This is a genomic window from Xylanibacter caecicola (assembly GCF_013166515.1).
In the GTDB taxonomy this organism is placed as follows: Bacteria; Bacteroidota; Bacteroidia; order Bacteroidales; family Bacteroidaceae; genus Prevotella; species Prevotella caecicola.
In genome coordinates, this window is the sequence record NZ_JABKKJ010000003.1 from 161,980 (window position 1) to 179,257 (window position 17,278).

General features: G+C 45.1%; 17 protein-coding genes and 5 tRNA genes. 21 read left to right on the forward strand and 1 reads right to left on the reverse strand.

Annotated features, from left to right (window positions below):
- Window positions 1-8 precede the first annotated feature (8 nt).
- The 5 genes from HPS54_RS03430 to HPS54_RS03450 all read left to right on the forward strand — a co-directional run bounded on the left by HPS54_RS03430 (window position 9) and on the right by HPS54_RS03450 (window position 6,521).
- The gene (locus tag HPS54_RS03430) at window positions 9-1,532 is read left to right on the forward strand and encodes an FHA domain-containing protein (protein ID WP_172344076.1); all 1,524 of its coding nucleotides are present in this window, start codon (window positions 9-11) and stop codon (window positions 1,530-1,532) included.
- Window positions 1,533-1,548: 16 nt separating this feature from the next.
- The gene (locus HPS54_RS03435; protein ID WP_172344077.1) at window positions 1,549-2,868 is read left to right on the forward strand and encodes a hypothetical protein; all 1,320 of its coding nucleotides are present in this window, start codon (window positions 1,549-1,551) and stop codon (window positions 2,866-2,868) included.
- 76 nt (window positions 2,869-2,944) lie between these two features.
- Window positions 2,945-4,420, forward strand: coding sequence for a PP2C family protein-serine/threonine phosphatase (locus tag HPS54_RS03440; protein ID WP_172344078.1), 1,476 nt, complete (start codon window positions 2,945-2,947; stop codon window positions 4,418-4,420).
- Window positions 4,421-4,436: 16 nt separating this feature from the next.
- Window positions 4,437-5,855, forward strand: a complete 1,419-nt coding sequence (locus HPS54_RS03445; protein ID WP_172344079.1) for a serine/threonine-protein kinase — start codon at window positions 4,437-4,439, stop codon at window positions 5,853-5,855.
- Window positions 5,856-5,864: 9 nt separating this feature from the next.
- Window positions 5,865-6,521 carry a BACON domain-containing protein gene (locus tag HPS54_RS03450; protein WP_172344080.1) on the forward strand — a complete coding sequence of 219 codons (657 nt, stop codon included), beginning with the start codon at window positions 5,865-5,867 and terminating at the stop codon, window positions 6,519-6,521.
- A 66-nt stretch (window positions 6,522-6,587) separates the two neighbouring features.
- Here HPS54_RS03450 and HPS54_RS03455 read toward each other — a convergent pair whose 3' ends face one another.
- Window positions 6,588-6,737 carry a hypothetical protein gene (locus HPS54_RS03455; RefSeq protein WP_172344081.1) on the reverse strand — a complete coding sequence of 50 codons (150 nt, stop codon included), beginning with the start codon at window positions 6,735-6,737 and terminating at the stop codon, window positions 6,588-6,590.
- A 141-nt stretch (window positions 6,738-6,878) separates the two neighbouring features.
- On the opposite strand from HPS54_RS03455, the gene rpsU reads away from it, so the two are divergent.
- The 16 genes from rpsU (at window position 6,879) to rpoB (ending at window position 17,265) form a co-directional block, all read left to right on the forward strand.
- Complete coding sequence (gene rpsU, locus HPS54_RS03460) at window positions 6,879-7,070, forward strand: 30S ribosomal protein S21 (RefSeq protein WP_172344082.1); 192 nt, start codon at window positions 6,879-6,881, stop codon at window positions 7,068-7,070.
- A 76-nt stretch (window positions 7,071-7,146) separates the two neighbouring features.
- The gene (locus HPS54_RS03465) at window positions 7,147-8,031 is read left to right on the forward strand and encodes a tyrosine-type recombinase/integrase (RefSeq protein ID WP_172344083.1); all 885 of its coding nucleotides are present in this window, start codon (window positions 7,147-7,149) and stop codon (window positions 8,029-8,031) included.
- Between the two features lie 24 nt (window positions 8,032-8,055).
- A complete protein-coding gene (gene hpf, locus HPS54_RS03470) occupies window positions 8,056-8,355 on the forward strand; it encodes a ribosome hibernation-promoting factor, HPF/YfiA family (RefSeq protein ID WP_172344084.1) in 300 nt (99 codons plus the stop codon).
- Window positions 8,356-8,453: 98 nt separating this feature from the next.
- Window positions 8,454-8,527 (forward strand) — tRNA-Thr (locus tag HPS54_RS03475).
- Between the two features lie 51 nt (window positions 8,528-8,578).
- Window positions 8,579-8,661, forward strand: a tRNA-Tyr gene (locus HPS54_RS03480).
- 15 nt (window positions 8,662-8,676) lie between these two features.
- Window positions 8,677-8,749, forward strand: a tRNA-Gly gene (locus HPS54_RS03485).
- A gap of 6 nt (window positions 8,750-8,755) precedes the next feature.
- Window positions 8,756-8,827 (forward strand) — tRNA-Thr (locus tag HPS54_RS03490).
- A 65-nt stretch (window positions 8,828-8,892) separates the two neighbouring features.
- Window positions 8,893-10,080, forward strand: coding sequence for an elongation factor Tu (tuf, locus tag HPS54_RS03495; protein ID WP_172344085.1), 1,188 nt, complete (start codon window positions 8,893-8,895; stop codon window positions 10,078-10,080).
- Window positions 10,081-10,197: 117 nt separating this feature from the next.
- Window positions 10,198-10,273, forward strand: a tRNA-Trp gene (locus HPS54_RS03500).
- Between the two features lie 13 nt (window positions 10,274-10,286).
- Entirely contained in the window at window positions 10,287-10,478 is a 192-nt protein-coding gene (gene secE, locus HPS54_RS13060) for a preprotein translocase subunit SecE (RefSeq protein WP_172344086.1), read from the forward strand.
- 15 nt (window positions 10,479-10,493) lie between these two features.
- Window positions 10,494-11,036, forward strand: coding sequence for a transcription termination/antitermination protein NusG (nusG, locus tag HPS54_RS03510; protein ID WP_172344087.1), 543 nt, complete (start codon window positions 10,494-10,496; stop codon window positions 11,034-11,036).
- Between the two features lie 55 nt (window positions 11,037-11,091).
- Complete coding sequence (gene rplK, locus HPS54_RS03515; protein WP_172344088.1) at window positions 11,092-11,529, forward strand: 50S ribosomal protein L11; 438 nt, start codon at window positions 11,092-11,094, stop codon at window positions 11,527-11,529.
- Between the two features lie 84 nt (window positions 11,530-11,613).
- A complete protein-coding gene (gene rplA, locus HPS54_RS03520) occupies window positions 11,614-12,306 on the forward strand; it encodes a 50S ribosomal protein L1 (RefSeq protein WP_172344089.1) in 693 nt (230 codons plus the stop codon).
- A 17-nt stretch (window positions 12,307-12,323) separates the two neighbouring features.
- Window positions 12,324-12,842: a 50S ribosomal protein L10 gene (gene rplJ / locus HPS54_RS03525; RefSeq protein ID WP_172344090.1), complete on the forward strand. Its 519-nt coding sequence runs from the start codon at window positions 12,324-12,326 to the stop codon at window positions 12,840-12,842.
- A 52-nt stretch (window positions 12,843-12,894) separates the two neighbouring features.
- Window positions 12,895-13,272: a 50S ribosomal protein L7/L12 gene (rplL, locus tag HPS54_RS03530; protein WP_172344091.1), complete on the forward strand. Its 378-nt coding sequence runs from the start codon at window positions 12,895-12,897 to the stop codon at window positions 13,270-13,272.
- A 180-nt stretch (window positions 13,273-13,452) separates the two neighbouring features.
- On the forward strand, window positions 13,453-17,265 hold the full coding sequence (gene rpoB, locus HPS54_RS03535) for a DNA-directed RNA polymerase subunit beta (protein WP_172344092.1): 3,813 nt from the start codon (window positions 13,453-13,455) through the stop codon (window positions 17,263-17,265).
- Window positions 17,266-17,278 lie beyond the last annotated feature (13 nt).

Consider the following 17,278-nt stretch of genomic DNA (forward strand, 5'->3'; position numbering starts at 1 on the left):
ACAACGTTATGAGATTATTGAAGATAGGTCGTGATGCACAGTGTAACATTGTGATAAACAGTCAGGTGGTAAGTGGTATACATGCGGAAATGACGCTTATGAACAGCGGTGACATTCTGTTGGAAGACAAGAACAGTCACAACGGTACGTTTGTAAACGGCAACAAGCTGGTTCCTAACACCCCGTGCAACGTAAAGCGCGGTGACAAGATTACCTTCGGAAATGTCGAACTGCAGTGGTCTCAGGTGCCGCCGCAGCCGGATACAAGCATGTACAGTGCCATTTACGAGATTGGTTCGAACTTTAACAATGACATACAGCTCAGCGGTGCCACGGTGAGCCGTTTCCATGCAACAATCGTAAAGGACCGTAAGAACCGCGTGTTCATAATAGACCACAGCAAGAACGGTACTACTGTGGACGGTATACGCATACAGTCGGATGTTCCTCACAGGCTTAAGAGCAGCAGCGTTGTTGTCTGTGGCGGCGTTCCGCTCGAATGGAAGTCGCGCGTACAGATGCCTACGCAGGCATGGAAGGTCATCCTTGCCGTTGCGGCATCTATCCTTGTGCTGTTCGGTGTGGGCTTCGGCGCATGGAAAATTATAGACGGCGGTGATAAGAAGTATACCGATGACAAGTTGTATTCGATGTATAATAACTCGGTGGTGATGATACGCGGATTGTATCATTATAAGGTTACGGCTGGCGACTTGGATCTTTCTGTTTTCGGAATACCCAAAGAATTTCTTAAGATAGGTGATAAATACGTTGCGTTTGATGCACTTACTCCGCAGCAGATAGTTATGTACGGAACATATAATGCCACGGGCTTTTTTGTTTCGGAAGACGGTAAGTTAATAACCAATCTTCATGTTGTCAAACCATGGTTGTTTGATAATGCAAGAGCAAAACTTGAGGAGGAAATAAAGAAAATCATTGCACAGAAAGTGGCAACACATGATGTGTACAAAACACTTTTTACTCAGAGCGCTTCAAGTTATTCTGCTTATATATCAATGGTAAAGGTTGAAGGAATCTTGGACGGATTGCAGTTCGTTCCCCAAGGACGATATTTCTCACAGGAAAACGCGATAACATGCCGTGTCCTTTCAGCCGGTGAGGACACAGATAATGATTTGGCATTGATACAGTCGGAGAAAGGAGAGCTGCCTTCAAAGGCGAGATATGTAAATGTTACCGACTCTATTGTTCTTACGAACGATAATTATAAGGTTGGTACACACATGTTTACCCTTGGTTTCCCGTTTGGTGACGGATTGCAGAATGATAAGTCAGAAAAAGGTATTCAGGCGCTTGCACATGGCGGAAGCATAACTCAGGCAGACACGGAGTTCAGCTTTGGCTTTAACGCACCCTCGTATGGCGGTGCAAGCGGTTCTCCCGTGTTTGACGAAAAAGGCTTTTTGATGGGCGTGGTAAACTCCGGTGTGTCTCAGTCGCAGGGCTTTAATTTTGCTATTAAGGCAAAGCATGTAAAAGATTTGATTGACAATCCGCATAGAAAATAATGTAAACGACAAGACGATGAAAAAGATATTATTATCTATAGCGGCAGTCTTTTTTGCCGCACTGACGGCAAATGCCGTGATAACACAGCAGGTTGTGCTGAAAAACGGGACTGTTCTTTACGGCTATACGCAGAAGCAGGACATGAAGGGAAACATAGTGTTCTGTACTGAAAAGGCTGTTGTTGTGTTGGACGGGGATAACGTTGAGAGCATAACAAACGAAAGGTCGTATAAGCTTAAAGACCTTAATACGAAATGGGAAGACTGGGCACGGCAGAACAATGTTGTCGCTCAGTCGGACAAGAATGCTTCTTTGACTCTGTGTGATATTATTGTGAAGTCCGGAATAGCAGACAATCTTGTAGCTGTTGCAGACTCTGCTGCCAAACCGGACAAACTGGATGACGGTGCCGTGATGCACAATGCCTATAAAGTACGCGTGCTTGAGCGGGGCAAGAAGGTGAAGTATCTGGAGCTTATACCTAATATATATAACATAAAGCGTACGGACATTGAAGCGATAAAGGGTGAAAGACGGGGCAAGGCATTGCTGTCCGGAATAAACCGTGTGTACACGATGAAGAACGGACGTGAGGTTGAAGGGCAGTATGCAGGTGAGACCAACACCACCCTGAGCCTGTTTGTCAATGGTGATGTCGTGGAGACTTTCGATAAGGGAGATGTCATCAAGTATGCTTTCCGCCCGGTCAACCCGATGCAGGACATTTTTGAACAGAGCCGGCTGATTGACTGTGTAAGGACAAAGGCAGGTGCGAATATATGCGGTGTTATGATAGAACAGAACTATTCCGGCAAGAAGAACAGTGACAACTATGTCCTTATACAGCAACGCTCGGGCGGCATCCAAAGCGTGAAGATATCGGACATTTCCGAGATATACAGGGATGAGAACGCCGGATATGCTCCCAAAGAGGACATCATACTAGGTGAAAACGAGGTTATGATAAACCGTACTCCGGCAACGTATGTAAATGTTGTCGAGGAAAATGACATGTTATATCCGGACAGCATAAACAACAAGGTGCTTGTTGAAAAAGGCGGTAAGCCGGCAGCAACTGTTGCCGTTGAGTATAACGGTGGAAACAGAACGGGTGCGGACAGGTTTCAGGTAGTGAGGCTGAAGCCGGTTCAGAAAAAGCGTGAGACAAAGTATGTCTTCAGCTACAAAGACCTTGCAATGTCTTCTATACGCCCGCATAAGGTGGAAACGAGCGTAAACAACACCACAAGAGCCGAGTATACAGTTGGCGGAACGGGATTGTTCTTGCTTTATGACGCGGTGGCACGTAAGGCACTGCTGTTTGAAATAAAATGACGAATGAACGTTTCGGCATATTGAGGCAGGAACTCTGGCAAACCGGAGCGTTTAAGCATAAAGCGGTATATATATAATGTTTCAGATATATTCACAAAAAAGCAGGCTCCGCGGAGCTGCAGAGAGCAAGCAGGGAGGGCGTAAGGAAAACCAGGACAATATTGGTTTTACCGATACGCCTCTTGGCTTTTTGCTTGTTGTATGCGACGGGATGGGTGGCGGTCCGGGAGGAAAGACCGCATCGTCGCTTGTAGGGCAGTATGTCATGAGATATGTCATGGCTGCCGATATGTCTGCCCCGCGTGAAGCAGTAATGCGCAATGCCATAGCCGGAGCCGAGGATATACTGAAGAAAAAAGTAAAGGAAAATCCGCAGTTGGCGGGCATGGGGTCAACATTGGTGGCAATTCTTGTGGACAAAAGCTCTGCTTTGGTGGCACATCTTGGAGACAGCAGATGTTATAAAATACGCGGAAACAAAATGCTCTTCAGGACTGCCGACCACTCTCTCGTGTCCGAATTGGTTGAGAACAAGACCATGACGGAGGAGGAAGCACGCACGTCGCGCCAGTCGAATGTCATAACGCGTGCCCTTGGCAGCACCAATAATCACGAGCCGCAGATAGACATTGTGCCTTATAAAAGAGGTGACCGCTTTGTGTTGTGCACCGACGGCGTATGGGGAATAATGTCCCATGCCGATCTTATGCACCATCTGTCGTCGCCGATGGATACAGAAAAGCTTGCAGGGATGCTGTCTCAAGAGATAGACCGCATCGGATTTTCGCATGGCGGATGTCATGACAACCATACGGTTGCGATTGTTGAGATGATGTCGGATTCAATTTTACAGGATGAGATGAGCAATAAACTTAAAACATTGATAGCTGCCGGAGCGGCAATGCTGCTGGTCAGTCTGATAGTGAACATTGTCTGCCTGTCAAAGCTTGGCGGTGCATCCGACAACGGACTGATAGATAAGATGAGGGAGGAAAATGTCCGTTTGTCAGAATATCAGATGAAGTATGAGGCACTGCAAAAGCTTGTCGGGCAAGACAGGCAGGAAAGCATAGACGAGAACTTCCGCCTTCAGAAAACGGTAGATTCGCTCTATTCCGTGATAGAAGAGATGAGAGTTGCTGCCCTTATGGAACAGCCTGAACAAAAGAAAGACAAAGAGGACGTTCATAAAAACAGGATGGAGAAACCAGTAAAGGGTCTTTCTATGTCAAATGCGGCGATTATAAATAATGTGATAGCAAGGCTTGAAGAGACAAAAAACTTTAAAAATAAGGAACAGAGAATTTCAGTAGAAAAGAAGAAAGCTGCTTTGGAAAAAGCCATGGAGTTCCTGAACGAGCTTCAAAAGCAGACAAAAGGCAGGTATGGCAGTGATATATCATCCTTGTCAAGGAGACTGATAGGTAAAAAACAAAGACTTTTATATGTTGTCATGGACAACAACAAGAACTTTGTGTCAACGACAACAGCATCGCAGGAGCTGGACAAGTTGATACAGGATGCGAAAAAACTGAAATCGAAAATCAAATAAATAAAATATCAACATTATGTCAATTATACGATTACAAGGTGAAACCGAAGCCCGCAGAGGCGTTTATTATCAACTTGATTCATCAGACGAGCCAATCGGAATAGGCGGAATGGGACAGGTCTATAAAGGTATCTGTGTGGACACAAATACGAACTCGTCACGTCCGGTGGCTATAAAGTTCATGTACGACGACCTGCCGCCGGCTTCGATAGAGCGCGCCCGTCGCGAGGCGTCGATACAGCTCCGCAACGACAATCTTGTGGAAATGTTAGGATTTATAGAAACGGAAAGCCGCACACAGTCGGGCGAAGTGGTGAAACATTATCATGTGGTTAGCGAACTGCTAACCGGCGTGTCGCTTGCCGACCTTATGAATGGCAAGACGAAAGACCGTAACGGGCAGGATGTGGCATACGCCGTGAAACTGTTGCAGGACTATCAGAAAGATCCTGAACGGTTTGCCAAGACCATAGCCGTAAACGTGCTTTCAGGTCTTATGGCGCTGCACGATGCCGGCTATATACATCGCGACATAGACCCGTCGAACATAATGGTTACGACCGACGGACATATCAAGTTGATAGACTTCGGCATTGCCAAACAGATGAATACGCTGACGACGAGCGACAGATCGCTCACCGTTGCAGGCAAGTTCATGGGCAAACCCGAATATGCCGCACCCGAACTTGCGCTCGGCGACATTGCCCATCAGAACCAGACAACCGACATTTATGCCATAGGTGTGTTGTTGTATCTGTGCATTGTAGGACATACGCCGTTCGAAGGAGCCCGCCATGAAATACTTGAAAAACAGATACATGCGAAGATGCCTCTCGGCGAGGTGAAGAACAAGGCGATGCGTGCCATTATCGAGCGGGCATGTGACAAGAAGCAGGAAGCGCGCTTTGCAACATCGGCACAGATGCGTGTGGCTCTTGAAACGATGAGCGCAAACGGTCCCGGACTGTCTCCGGCAAAGAAAAAGATTATAACCGGAATAGTGGCGGCATGCGTGGTGGTACTTTGCATTGCAGGTGTTGTTGTCAAGTCAAAGCACGATGCGGCAGAGGCAAAGGCAGCCCAAGTAACGCTTGAAAAACAGAAGTCGGAACTGACGGCTCAGATAAATCTGAAGCTGGAGGAAGCAGACAATGCAATGAAGACAGGTATGGATGCGGAGAACGACAACTACGAACAGGCTCTGATGCAAGCCTACAATGCCTATAATGAGGTGTTGGAGATTGCCAAGAAAGGAAAGACGTATAATATTGCCGCTCCCGATGTAGCCGGCAAGCAGAAGCAGGTGATTGCCGCGCTCGAGACAGCCCGTACTACTCTTCTCTCGCAGGCAGAAGCCCTTGAAACGGCAGGAGAAACGGCGACGGCAGAAATATATCGTGAACGTGCAAAGAACATTGAGAACTTTAAAAAGTAGTGTAGAGAAATGAAAATATTTATGTTGAGAAATCTGTGTGTACTGATATTTTTTGCCGTATGTGTGGCGGCAGGCGCGCAGTCGAGTGGAGACAAACTCTTTCTTGAAGGGCAGAATCTGCAAAAAGTGCTTACGGTTGGCTCACAGAATGCGGCTATAAAGAAGTTCACAGCGGCAAAAGTAGTATATATGACTGCCGACAAGAAGAAAATGTGCGATAATCAGATAGCCGTATGCCGCAGTAATATAAGGTCGCTGTCTGTCAAGAAACCAAAGAAGAGCAGTCGTAAGTCCAAAGAAGAAGCAGTGGTGGAGAAACCGGCTGAGAAACCGGTTGTGGAAGTGAAAAAACGCACGGATGTAAAATTGCGCCTGTCTGAAGATGGTCTGGAATTTAAAGCCATTCCGGGTGACGGGGCTACCCAAAGCGTCGATGTGTTCTGCAACTATGACGACTGGGCTATCGCTTCTTGTCCCGACTGGGCGACGGTTTACACGGCAAAAGACAAGTTTACGGTTGAAGTAAAGGACAATGACACATCCGACGACCGTTTCGGACATGTTACAGTGAAGTGTGAGGATACGGAAGTTGTGCTTGTCGTGAAACAAAAGAAAAAGTCCTTTAAGGACAAAATGCTTGATAAAATAATAAAGAAAAAGAAGTAGCGGACACCCCCCCTGTATCTCCTTGAAAACCAAGATGATACCTCCGGCGTTGCAAAAGGTGCCCTTTCAGATTCTGAAAGACGGCATTTCTGCCTCTGAAAGGGCACCTTTTGTAACGCCGTTTGCCGCGTATTGTAATTTTGCGGGACTGATGTCCGTGTGGCGGTCGCTTTGTTCACGGTTGCGAGACGTGCCGGTGGCTGATACTATCTGCAAGGACTGCACAAATGATGAGACAGTGCAAAAAACGCGCTAAATATTTGGTGGTTCGGCAAATAAAATGTAATTTTGCACCCGCTTATAATAGCAGGACAAGAAATATAATATTAAGTTTAACATAAAATTCAAGGATCAAACATGATTATTGTACCGGTTAAAGATGGTGAAAACATCGAGAGAGCGTTGAAGAAATTCAAGAGAAAATTTGAAAAGACAGGTGTTATCAAGGAACTACGCGCACGTCAGCAGTTCGATAAGCCTTCTGTTTTGAAAAGACTCAAGATGGAACGCGCTATCTATGTTCAGAAACTGAGAGCAAAAGAGGATTAAAAATCCTTGCAAAATTTGGTGGTTCGGTTTTAATTTCGTAAATTCGTTGCCGTATATATGATGTGAAGGCACGTTTATGATGATTGAACAATTTTTGAACTACCTGCTGCTTGAGAAGAACAATTCTGAACAGACAGTACGCAACTACGGCTTGGATTTGAGATTGTTTGAGTCGTATTTCAAAAAATTGGACGCTCGTCTCTCTTGGGAATCTGTAGATTCCGATATTATCCGTGACTGGATGGAGAGTATGATGGATAGAGGAAACAATGCCACTTCAATTAACAGAAGATTGAGTGCATTGCGTTCCTTTTATCGTTTTGCCCTTTCACGTAATCTTGTCGGTTCTGATCCTGCGCATGGTATAACGGGACCTAAAAAGAGTCTTGCCCTTCCTCGCTTTGTGAAGGACAACGAGATAAATTCCATTATTGATTCTTTTTCCGAAGAAGATCATACATATAATAATATGTGCGCACGTGCGATATTGCTTATGTTCTATTGGACGGGTATGCGTGTGTCCGAACTGATAAGTCTTGACGACAGCAGTGTGGATATTATTTCTTGCAATGTTAAGGTCGTGGGAAAAGGCAACAAACATCGTCTGGTTCCTTTCGGCGGCGAGTTGAAACGTTGTCTCAACGAATATATTGCCGTGCGTGATGCGTGTGTAGAGAGGATGGACAACGCGCTGTTTGTAACCGACAAGGGTAAGCGCATGGGGTATTATAGGGTGAGAAAACTTGTCGATGAGCATCTTTCCAAGGTCTGTACCTTGGGCAAAAAGACTCCGCACGTGCTTCGTCACTCGTATGCCACTGCCATGTTGAACAACGGAGCGGGGATAGAAAGTGTAAAGAAACTGCTCGGGCACAGTAGTGTGGCTACTACGGAGATATATACCCATGTGACGTTTGAAAAATTGAAAGAAGTTTATGAGACCGCTCATCCGCGGTCGTAACATTATTTAAAATAGGAGGTTATTATGGAAATTAGAATTAAATCGATCAATTTTGATGCTACGGAACAGCTTAAGGAGTTTGTGGACAAAAAAGTATCCAAGTTGAGCAAGACATTTGAAGATATACATAGTGTGGATGTTCAGTTTAAGGTGGTTAAGCCTGCGACTTCTTTGAATAAGGAAACAAGTATCTCTGTGGCGGTTCCCGGGACGCAGCTTTTTGTCGAGAAGGTGTGTGATACCTTTGAAGAAGGAATAGATCTTTGCGTCGATGCGATGAAAGTTCAGCTTTCGAAATTTAAGGAAAAACAACGCGGAATGTAAAAAAAAGTTTGAAAAGTTTTGGTGATTAAAAAATAATGTATACCTTTGCAGCCGTCTTAGAACAAGTACTTATACTTGTGACAATGGCTGCAAGGTCTGCCTCTTTAGCTCAGTTGGCCAGAGCACGTGATTTGTAATCTCGGGGTCGTTGGTTCGAATCCGACAAGAGGCTCAAAGAGGAACAGGGGTTTTGCTTTTGTATAAGACATATTTTAATAAATATGGGTGGTTACCAGAGTGGCCAAATGGGGCAGACTGTAAATCTGCTGTCTTTCGACTTCGGTGGTTCGAATCCATCACCACCCACTCAGTATAGTTTTTGCGGAAATAGCTCAGTTGATAGAGCACTAGCCTTCCAAGCTGGGGGTCGCGGGTTTGAGCCCCGTTTTCCGCTCTAACTGCTGTAATAGCTCAGTGGTAGAGCACTTCCTTGGTAAGGAAGAGGTCCCGAGTTCAACTCTCGGTTACAGCTCTACGGACTTTTTAAATAAAAGTTGGGAAATACACGATTATTCATTAATAAATAACAATAAAGCTATGGCTAAAGAGACATTTGTGCGCACCAAACCGCACGTAAATATCGGAACTATCGGTCATGTTGACCACGGTAAGACTACTCTGACTGCTGCCATTACAACCGTTTTGGCAAAGGCTGGCCTTTCTGAAGTTAAGTCTTTCGATCAGATTGACAATGCTCCTGAGGAAAAAGAGCGCGGTATCACTATTAACACTGCACACGTAGAGTATGAGACAGCTAACCGTCACTATGCTCACGTTGACTGTCCGGGACACGCCGACTATGTGAAGAACATGGTTACTGGTGCTGCTCAGATGGACGGTGCTATTATCGTTGTTGCTGCAACTGACGGTCCTATGCCTCAGACACGTGAGCACGTTCTGCTCGCTCGTCAGGTAAACGTTCCCCGTTTGGTTGTATTCCTGAACAAGTGTGATATGGTTGAGGATGAGGAAATGCTTGAACTCGTTGAGATGGAAATGCGTGAACTTCTTGATCAGTATGAGTATGATGGCGACAATACTCCTATTATCCGCGGTTCTGCTCTTGGCGCCCTGAACGGTGTTGCTAAGTGGGAAGAGAAAGTTATGGAGCTTATGGCTGCAGTTGACGAGTGGATACCTCTGCCTCCGCGTGATACGGACAAACCTTTCTTGATGCCTGTTGAGGATGTGTTCTCAATCACAGGTCGTGGTACTGTTGCTACAGGACGTATCGAGACTGGTGTTATCCATGTTGGTGACGAAGTTGAGCTTCTCGGTCTTGGTGAGGATAAAAAGTCTGTTGTAACAGGTGTTGAGATGTTCCGCAAACTTCTTGATGAAGGTCAGGCTGGTGACAACGTAGGTTTGTTGCTTCGTGGTATCGACAAGGCTGAAATCAAGCGTGGTATGGTTCTTTGCCACCCGGGTCAGATTAAGCCGTTCAAGAAGTTCAAGGCTCAGATCTATGTATTGAAGAAGGAAGAGGGTGGACGTCATACTCCGTTCGGAAACAAGTATCGTCCTCAGTTCTATCTCCGTACAATGGACTGTACAGGTGAAATCACTCTGCCGGAAGGCGTAGAAATGGTAATGCCTGGTGATAACGTAACTATCACTGTTGAGCTTATCTACGCTGTCGCTCTTAACGTTGGTCTCCGTTTCGCTATCCGCGAAGGTGGTCGTACGGTAGGTGCAGGTCAGATTACAGAAATCATCGAGGATTAATATAGCGAGTCTTGCGGATGCTGACAAACCGCGAATCGTTTTGACAGCATTGTTGGCAGACTTATGAAATAAGGTTTCCGTTCTTATTTTATTACATGTAGGACGGAAACCTATTTTACGGGAATAGCTCAGTTGGTAGAGCACTGGTCTCCAAAACCAGGTGTCGGGAGTTCGAGCCTCTCTTCCCGTGCCAAATTAAAGATAATATGTTTAAGAAGATAGTAAATTATTGCAAGACTTGTTTTGACGAACTTGCGCATAAAACTACTTGGCCTACACGTGCCGAACTTACTCATAGTGCAATGGTTGTATTATCTGCTTCCTTGATCATTGCTCTTGTTGTGTTCGTTATGGACTCGGCGTTTAGGTTTGTTATGAGTTCGGTTTATCCCAATTAATCGTTTAGAGGAAAAATGGCTGAAACTGGAAAAAAATGGTATGTGCTCCGTGCTGTAAGTGGCAAGGAAGCTAAGGTAAAGGAATATATCGAGGCTGAATTGAAACACAACGCGTTGCTTTCCACGTATGTTTCTCAGGTACTTATACCTATGGAGAAGCATGCTTCTTTGCGTAACGGCAAGAGAGTGGTTAAGGAAAAGATTTCTCTTCCGGGCTATGTTCTTGTCGAGGCAGAGTTGAAGGGCGATGTTGCGCATACGTTGCGTTTTGTACCGAATGTTTTGGGATTCCTCGGCGGATTGGACAAGCCTACTCCTGTAAAGCAATCCGACGTGAACCGTATACTCGGAACTGCCGAAGAAACAGAATTGGTGGATGATATTAACATTCCATACAGTGTTGATGAGACAGTGAAAGTTACGGACGGTCCGTTCAGTGGCTTCAGCGGTATTATCGAAGAGGTAAATGCCGAGAAGCACAAGCTGAAAGTTATGGTTAAGATCTTCGGACGTAAAACTCCGCTTGAACTTGGTTTTATGCAAGTGGCAAAAGAATAGTACATTGTTACGGATGTGTTGTTCTTTTATAATAATCAATTTTAAATAAAGAAAAATGGCTAAAGAAGTTGCTGGATTAATCAAATTACAGATTAAAGGTGGCGCAGCGAATCCTTCACCACCAGTAGGACCTGCATTGGGTTCTAAGGGTATCAACATTATGGGATTTTGCAAAGAGTTCAACGCCAGGACCCAGGATAAGGCAGGAAAGATACTTCCTGTTGTTATCACTTACTACACCGATAAGTCATACAGCTTCGAAATCAAGACTCCTCCTGCAGCAGTTCAGTTGATGGAGGCTGCCAAAATCAAGAGCGGTTCAGCCGAACCTAACCGTAAAAAGGTTGCTTCGGTAACTTGGGAGCAGGTAAAGGCTATCGCAGAAGATAAAATGGCAGATCTCAACTGTTTTACGGTAGAGTCTGCAATGAAGCTTGTGGCAGGTACGGCAAGAAGTATGGGTATTACTGTAAAAGGGGACTTCCCTGTTTAGTAACAAATGGATTGAGCGGTGACGGCTGTTTTCAGAGAAAATGGTGATGTTGTTGTGAGATCCGAATAAACTTCAATTAAGAAAATGAGTAAACTGACAAAAAACCAGAAATCAGTAGCTGATAAGGTTGAAGCAGGGAAAGCATACTCTTTGAAAGAGGCATCAGAGCTGGTAAAGGAAATTACCACTACCAAGTTTGAGGCTTCTTTGGATATTGATGTGCGCTTGGGTGTAGATCCGCGTAAGGCAAACCAGATGGTGAGAGGCGTTGTTACTCTTCCTAACGGTACAGGTAAGGTTACGCGTGTTCTCTGCCTTTGTACTCCTGATGCTGAAGCCGCTGCGAAAGAGGCAGGTGCTGACTACGTTGGTCTTGATGAGTATATCGAAAAGATCAAAGGTGGATGGACAGACATTGATGTGATTATCACGATGCCGTCTTGTATGGGTAAATTAGGTCCTTTGGGTCGTGTACTCGGTCCTCGCGGACTTATGCCGAACCCTAAGAGCGGTACTGTAACTATGGATGTTGCTAAAGCAGTGAAAGAGGTTAAGCAAGGTAAGATAGACTTTAAGGTTGACAAGGCAGGTATCATACATGCTTCAATCGGTAAGGTTACTTTTACTCCGGAACAGATTTATCAAAACGCAAAGGAATTTATTGCTACAGTGATAAAACTGAAACCTGCTGCTGCAAAAGGTACATACATCAAGAGTATCTTTATTTCCAGCACAATGAGTAAGGGTATCAAGATTGATCCTAAATCAGTTGAATAACTCTAAAAGTTTGAAAGATGAAAAAGGAAGTAAAAGATACTATTATAGTAGAGCTTGGTGAGAAGATAAAGGCTTATCCTCATTTCTATCTGGTAGACGTTACCGGTCTTGATGCAGCAGCGACGAGTGCTCTTCGCCGCAAGTGCTTCAAGAATGAAATAAAGATGACTGTTGTAAAGAACACTCTTCTTCACAAGGCTTTCGAGGCTTCGGAAATTGATTTTGAACCTTTATACGGTTGCTTGAAGGGAACTACGGCTGTAATGTTCTGCAATACGGCAAATGTTCCGGCAAGACTGTTGAAGGAATACAGCAAGGAAGGCATTCCTGCACTGAAGGCGGCTTATGCAGAGGAAGGTCTCTATGTAGGTGCTGACAAGTTGGAAGAACTTGCTTCTCTCAAGAGCAAGAACGAGGTTATTGCAGAGATCGTTGCATTGCTGCAGTCTCCGGCAAAGAACGTTGTTTCGGCTCTTCAGTCAGGCGCAAACACTATCCATGGTGTGCTGAAGACTTTAGGCGAGCGTCCTGAATAAATATAAAGTCTCATTAACATTAACATTTAAAAACATTAAAATTTAGAATAAAATGGCAGATATTAAAGCTATTGCTGAAGAATTGGTAAATTTGACAGTTAAGGAAGTAAACGAGTTGGCAACAGTCCTTAAGGACGAGTATGGAATTGAGCCTGCTGCTGCAGCTGTTGCTGTTGCTGCTGGTCCTGCTGCTGCTGGTGCTGCTGCAGCTGAAGAGAAGACTTCATTCGATGTAGTCCTCGCTGAGGTTGGCGCTGCTAAACTGCAGGTTGTAAAGGCAGTTAAGGAAGCTTGCGGTCTTGGTCTGAAAGAGGCTAAAGAGCTTGTAGACGGCGCTCCTTCTACACTGAAGGAAGGCTTGTCTAAGGACGAAGCAGAGAACCTGAAGAAGGCTATCGAAGAAGCTGGTGCTAAGGTAGAGCTCAAATAATAGGCTGACTACGATGTTTTAGGGTTAAGAGTCTCCCGGTAGGAGATTCTTAACCTTTTTGTGTCTTTCGGCTTCTGCCGGAATAGTGGTGGGTACATCACATTTGGTTTTTAGTCTTATTTTAAATCGGTCAGACTGATTTGGTCCGGTTAGGACAACTAATATTTTATACGATAAATAATGGCTTCAAAAATTGTTGATAACAGAGTAAATTTTGCCAGCATAAAGAATCCGATGCCATATCCGGATTTTCTTGATGTGCAGTTAAAGTCTTTCAGAGACTTCCTACAGTTGGACACACCGCCTGAAGAACGCAAGAATGACGGCTTGTATAAGGTGTTTGCCGAGAACTTTCCTATTACCGACACGCGTAATAATTTTGTTCTTGAGTTCTTGGATTACTATATAGATCCGCCGCGCTATACCATAGACGAATGCCTGGAGCGCGGACTGACTTATAGTGTACCCTTTAAGGCTAAGATGAAGCTGTATTGTACAGACCCTGACCATGAAGACTTCGGCACATTTATTCAGGATGTTTTCTTGGGAACAATCCCATATATGACAAGCAACGGAACGTTTATCATCAACGGTGCGGAGCGTGTTGTCGTGTCTCAGTTGCACCGTTCGCCCGGCGTATTTTTCGGACAGGGAGTGCATGCAAACGGTACAGTACTCTATTCTGCCCGCATCATTCCGTTTAAAGGTTCATGGATTGAGTTTGCAACGGATATCAACAATGTGATGTATGCTTATATCGACCGTAAGAAGAAGTTGCCGGTGACAACATTGTTGCGTGCAATAGGCTTTGAGGCTGATAAGGATATTCTTCAGATTTTCGACCTTGCGGAGGAGATAAAGGTTAATAGGAAGAATATGAAAGAGGCTGTCGGACGTAAGTTGGCGGCAAGAGTCTTGAAGAGCTGGAACGAAGACTTTGTTGATGAGGATACCGGTGAGGTGGTTTCAATCGAGCGTAATGAGGTTATCATGGAGCGCGAGACTGAGATTACCAAGGAAAATATGGATGACATCCTTGAAAGCGGAGCATCTACAATTTTGCTTCATAAGGATGTGGACTCTGCCAACAAGTACTCTATCATCTTCAATACCTTGCAGAAGGATCCGAGTAACTCGGAGAAAGAAGCTATACTTTATATATACCACCAGTTGCGTAATGCTGACCCGGCAGACGATGCCAGCGCACGCGAGGTGATACAGAACTTGTTCTTCTCGGACAAGCGTTATGATTTGGGAGATGTGGGACGTTATCGTATCAATAAGAAGCTTGGGCTTGATACGGATATGGACGTGCGCATTCTTACAAAGGAAGATATAATTGAGATTATAAAATATCTTATACAGCTGGTTAACTCAAATGCCACGGTAGATGATATCGACCACTTGAGCAACCGCCGTGTACGTACGGTAGGCGAGCAGTTGAGCAATCAGTTCTCCATAGGTCTGGCACGTATGAGCCGCACAATCCGCGAGCGTATGAATGTACGTGACAACGAAGTGTTTACACCGACAGACCTTATCAATGCGAAAACTATATCGAGTGTTATAAACTCTTTCTTCGGAACAAATCCGTTGTCGCAGTTTATGGATCAGACGAACCCGTTGGCAGAGGTTACGCACAAGCGCCGTCTCAGTGCCCTCGGTCCCGGCGGATTGTCACGCGAGCGTGCCGGATTTGAGGTACGTGACGTGCATTATACACACTACGGTCGTTTGTGTCCTATCGAGAGTCCTGAAGGTCCTAACATCGGACTTATCTCTTCTCTGTGTGTGTATGCGAAGATAAATGAGCTCGGTTTCATTGAAACTCCGTACCGCAAGGTTCATGACGGAAAGGTAAATCTTGCAAATGAAGATATTGTATATCTTACTGCAGAAGAGGAAGAAGATCATATTATAGGTCAGGGAAATGCTCCACTGAACGATGACGGAACATTTATACGTTCTTATGTGAAATGTCGTCAAGATGCGGATTTCCCGGTTGTAGATCCGTCACAGGTGGATCTCATGGACGTTTCTCCGCAGCAGATTGCATCTATTGCTGCCGGTCTTATCCCATTCCTTGAGCATGACGACGCTCACCGCGCATTGATGGGAAGTAACATGATGCGCCAGGCAGTTCCATTGCTTCACAATGAGGCACCTATCGTCGGTACCGGTATAGAAAAACAGGTTTGCGTTGACTCTCGTACAATGATAACTGCCGAAGCCGATGGTATTATAGAATATGTTGATGCTACTACGATACGCATACTGTATGATCGTACAGACGATGAGGAGTTTGTAAGCTTTGAACCGGCATTGAAGGAGTATCGTATACCGAAGTTCCGTCGTACAAACCAAAACATGACGGTTGACCTGCGTCCTATATGTAACAAGGGACAGAGGGTTAAAGCCGGAGATATATTGACTGAAGGTTATGCTACTGAAAACGGTGAGCTTGCCCTTGGTCGCAACCTCCTTGTTGCTTATATGCCATGGAAGGGATATAACTATGAGGATGCCATTGTCCTTAACGAGCGTATTGTACGTGAGGATGTGCTCACTTCTGTACATGTGGATGAGTATTCTCTCGATGTACGTGAGACAAAGCGCGGAATGGAAGAGTTTACAAGTGACATTCCAAACGTGAGCGAGGAGGCAACAAAAGACCTTGATGATAATGGTATAATACGTATTGGTGCGCGAGTGGAGCCGGGTGATATTCTTATAGGTAAGATTTCTCCTAAAGGTGAAAGCGATCCGTCACCGGAAGAGAAACTGCTTCGTGCCATATTCGGTGACAAGGCCGGTGACGTAAAGGATTCTTCTTTGAAAGCCAATCCTTCTCTTACCGGTGTTGTCATAGACAAGAAGTTGTTCTCTCGTGCAATAAAGACACGTGCTTCTAAGCAGCAGGATAAGGTCGTACTTGCAAAGATTGATGAGGAATATGAAGCAAAGATCGACGATCTGAAAGATATTCTTGTTGATAAGTTGCTTACCCTTACAGAGGACAAAACCTCAATGGGAGTGAAAGATTATACCGGAGCTGAGATTATAACAAGAGGCAGCAAGTTTACTACCGCGCAGCTTAAAAATCTTGAGTATGACGGCATTCAGTCTAATAATTGGACTAACGACGAGCATACCAATGAGCTGATACAGAGGCTCATCATGAACTTCCTTAAGAAATATAAGTTGCTTGATGCCGAGATGAAACGCCGCAAGTTTGCTATTACAATCGGTGACGAACTGCCGTCAGGAATACTTCAGATGGCAAAGGTCTATATAGCAAAGAAGCGTAAGATCGGTGTCGGTGACAAACTTGCCGGACGTCATGGTAACAAGGGTATCGTATCTAAGATAGTACGCCAAGAGGATATGCCGTTCCTTGAGGACGGACGTCCTGTGGATTTGGTGTTGAACCCTTTGGGTGTGCCTTCGCGTATGAACCTTGGTCAGATATTTGAGGCAATCCTCGGTGCAGCCGGTAAACGGTTGGGTGTAAAGTTTGCTACTCCTATCTTCGATGGTGCCAAATTGGAAGACCTTCAGGAGTGGACAGACAAAGCAGGACTGCCTCGTCTTTGTTCAACACGTTTGTTTGACGGTGAGACAGGTGAGCGTTTTGACCAGCCGGCAACTGTTGGTATAACATACTTCCTTAAACTTGGTCACATGGTTGAGGATAAGATGCACGCCCGCAGCATAGGTCCGTACTCTCTGATTACACAGCAGCCCCTTGGCGGTAAGGCTCAGTTTGGTGGTCAGCGTTTCGGAGAGATGGAGGTCTGGGCTCTCGAAGCATTTGGTGCAAGCCATGTACTTCAGGAGATTTTGACAATCAAGTCTGACGATGTTGTCGGACGTTCAAAGGCATACGAGGCAATTGTCAAAGGTGAGCCGATGCCTAATCCTGGTATACCGGAGTCGCTGAATGTATTGTTGCACGAACTCCGCGGACTCGGTTTGAGTGTCACGCTTGATTAATAATGAAACTCTT

What these genes read in the sequence shown, in the direction of transcription:
- rplA (WP_172344089.1), top strand. Translation starts at nt 11,614, where the DNA reads ATGAGTAAACTGACAAAAAACCAGAAATCAGTAGCTGATAAGGTTGAA.
- tuf (WP_172344085.1), top strand. Translation starts at nt 8,893, where the DNA reads ATGGCTAAAGAGACATTTGTGCGCACCAAACCGCACGTAAATATCGGA.
- HPS54_RS03465 (WP_172344083.1), top strand. Translation starts at nt 7,147, where the DNA reads ATGATGATTGAACAATTTTTGAACTACCTGCTGCTTGAGAAGAACAAT.
- rplL (WP_172344091.1), top strand. Translation starts at nt 12,895, where the DNA reads ATGGCAGATATTAAAGCTATTGCTGAAGAATTGGTAAATTTGACAGTT.
- rpsU (WP_172344082.1), top strand. Translation starts at nt 6,879, where the DNA reads ATGATTATTGTACCGGTTAAAGATGGTGAAAACATCGAGAGAGCGTTG.
- rplJ (WP_172344090.1), top strand. Translation starts at nt 12,324, where the DNA reads ATGAAAAAGGAAGTAAAAGATACTATTATAGTAGAGCTTGGTGAGAAG.
- HPS54_RS03435 (WP_172344077.1), top strand. Translation starts at nt 1,549, where the DNA reads ATGAAAAAGATATTATTATCTATAGCGGCAGTCTTTTTTGCCGCACTG.
- HPS54_RS03430 (WP_172344076.1), top strand. Translation starts at nt 9, where the DNA reads ATGAGATTATTGAAGATAGGTCGTGATGCACAGTGTAACATTGTGATA.
- rplK (WP_172344088.1), top strand. Translation starts at nt 11,092, where the DNA reads ATGGCTAAAGAAGTTGCTGGATTAATCAAATTACAGATTAAAGGTGGC.
- HPS54_RS03445 (WP_172344079.1), top strand. Translation starts at nt 4,437, where the DNA reads ATGTCAATTATACGATTACAAGGTGAAACCGAAGCCCGCAGAGGCGTT.
- nusG (WP_172344087.1), top strand. Translation starts at nt 10,494, where the DNA reads ATGGCTGAAACTGGAAAAAAATGGTATGTGCTCCGTGCTGTAAGTGGC.
- rpoB (WP_172344092.1), top strand. Translation starts at nt 13,453, where the DNA reads ATGGCTTCAAAAATTGTTGATAACAGAGTAAATTTTGCCAGCATAAAG.
- hpf (WP_172344084.1), top strand. Translation starts at nt 8,056, where the DNA reads ATGGAAATTAGAATTAAATCGATCAATTTTGATGCTACGGAACAGCTT.
- HPS54_RS03450 (WP_172344080.1), top strand. Translation starts at nt 5,865, where the DNA reads ATGAAAATATTTATGTTGAGAAATCTGTGTGTACTGATATTTTTTGCC.
- HPS54_RS03440 (WP_172344078.1), top strand. Translation starts at nt 2,945, where the DNA reads ATGTTTCAGATATATTCACAAAAAAGCAGGCTCCGCGGAGCTGCAGAG.
- secE (WP_172344086.1), top strand. Translation starts at nt 10,287, where the DNA reads ATGTTTAAGAAGATAGTAAATTATTGCAAGACTTGTTTTGACGAACTT.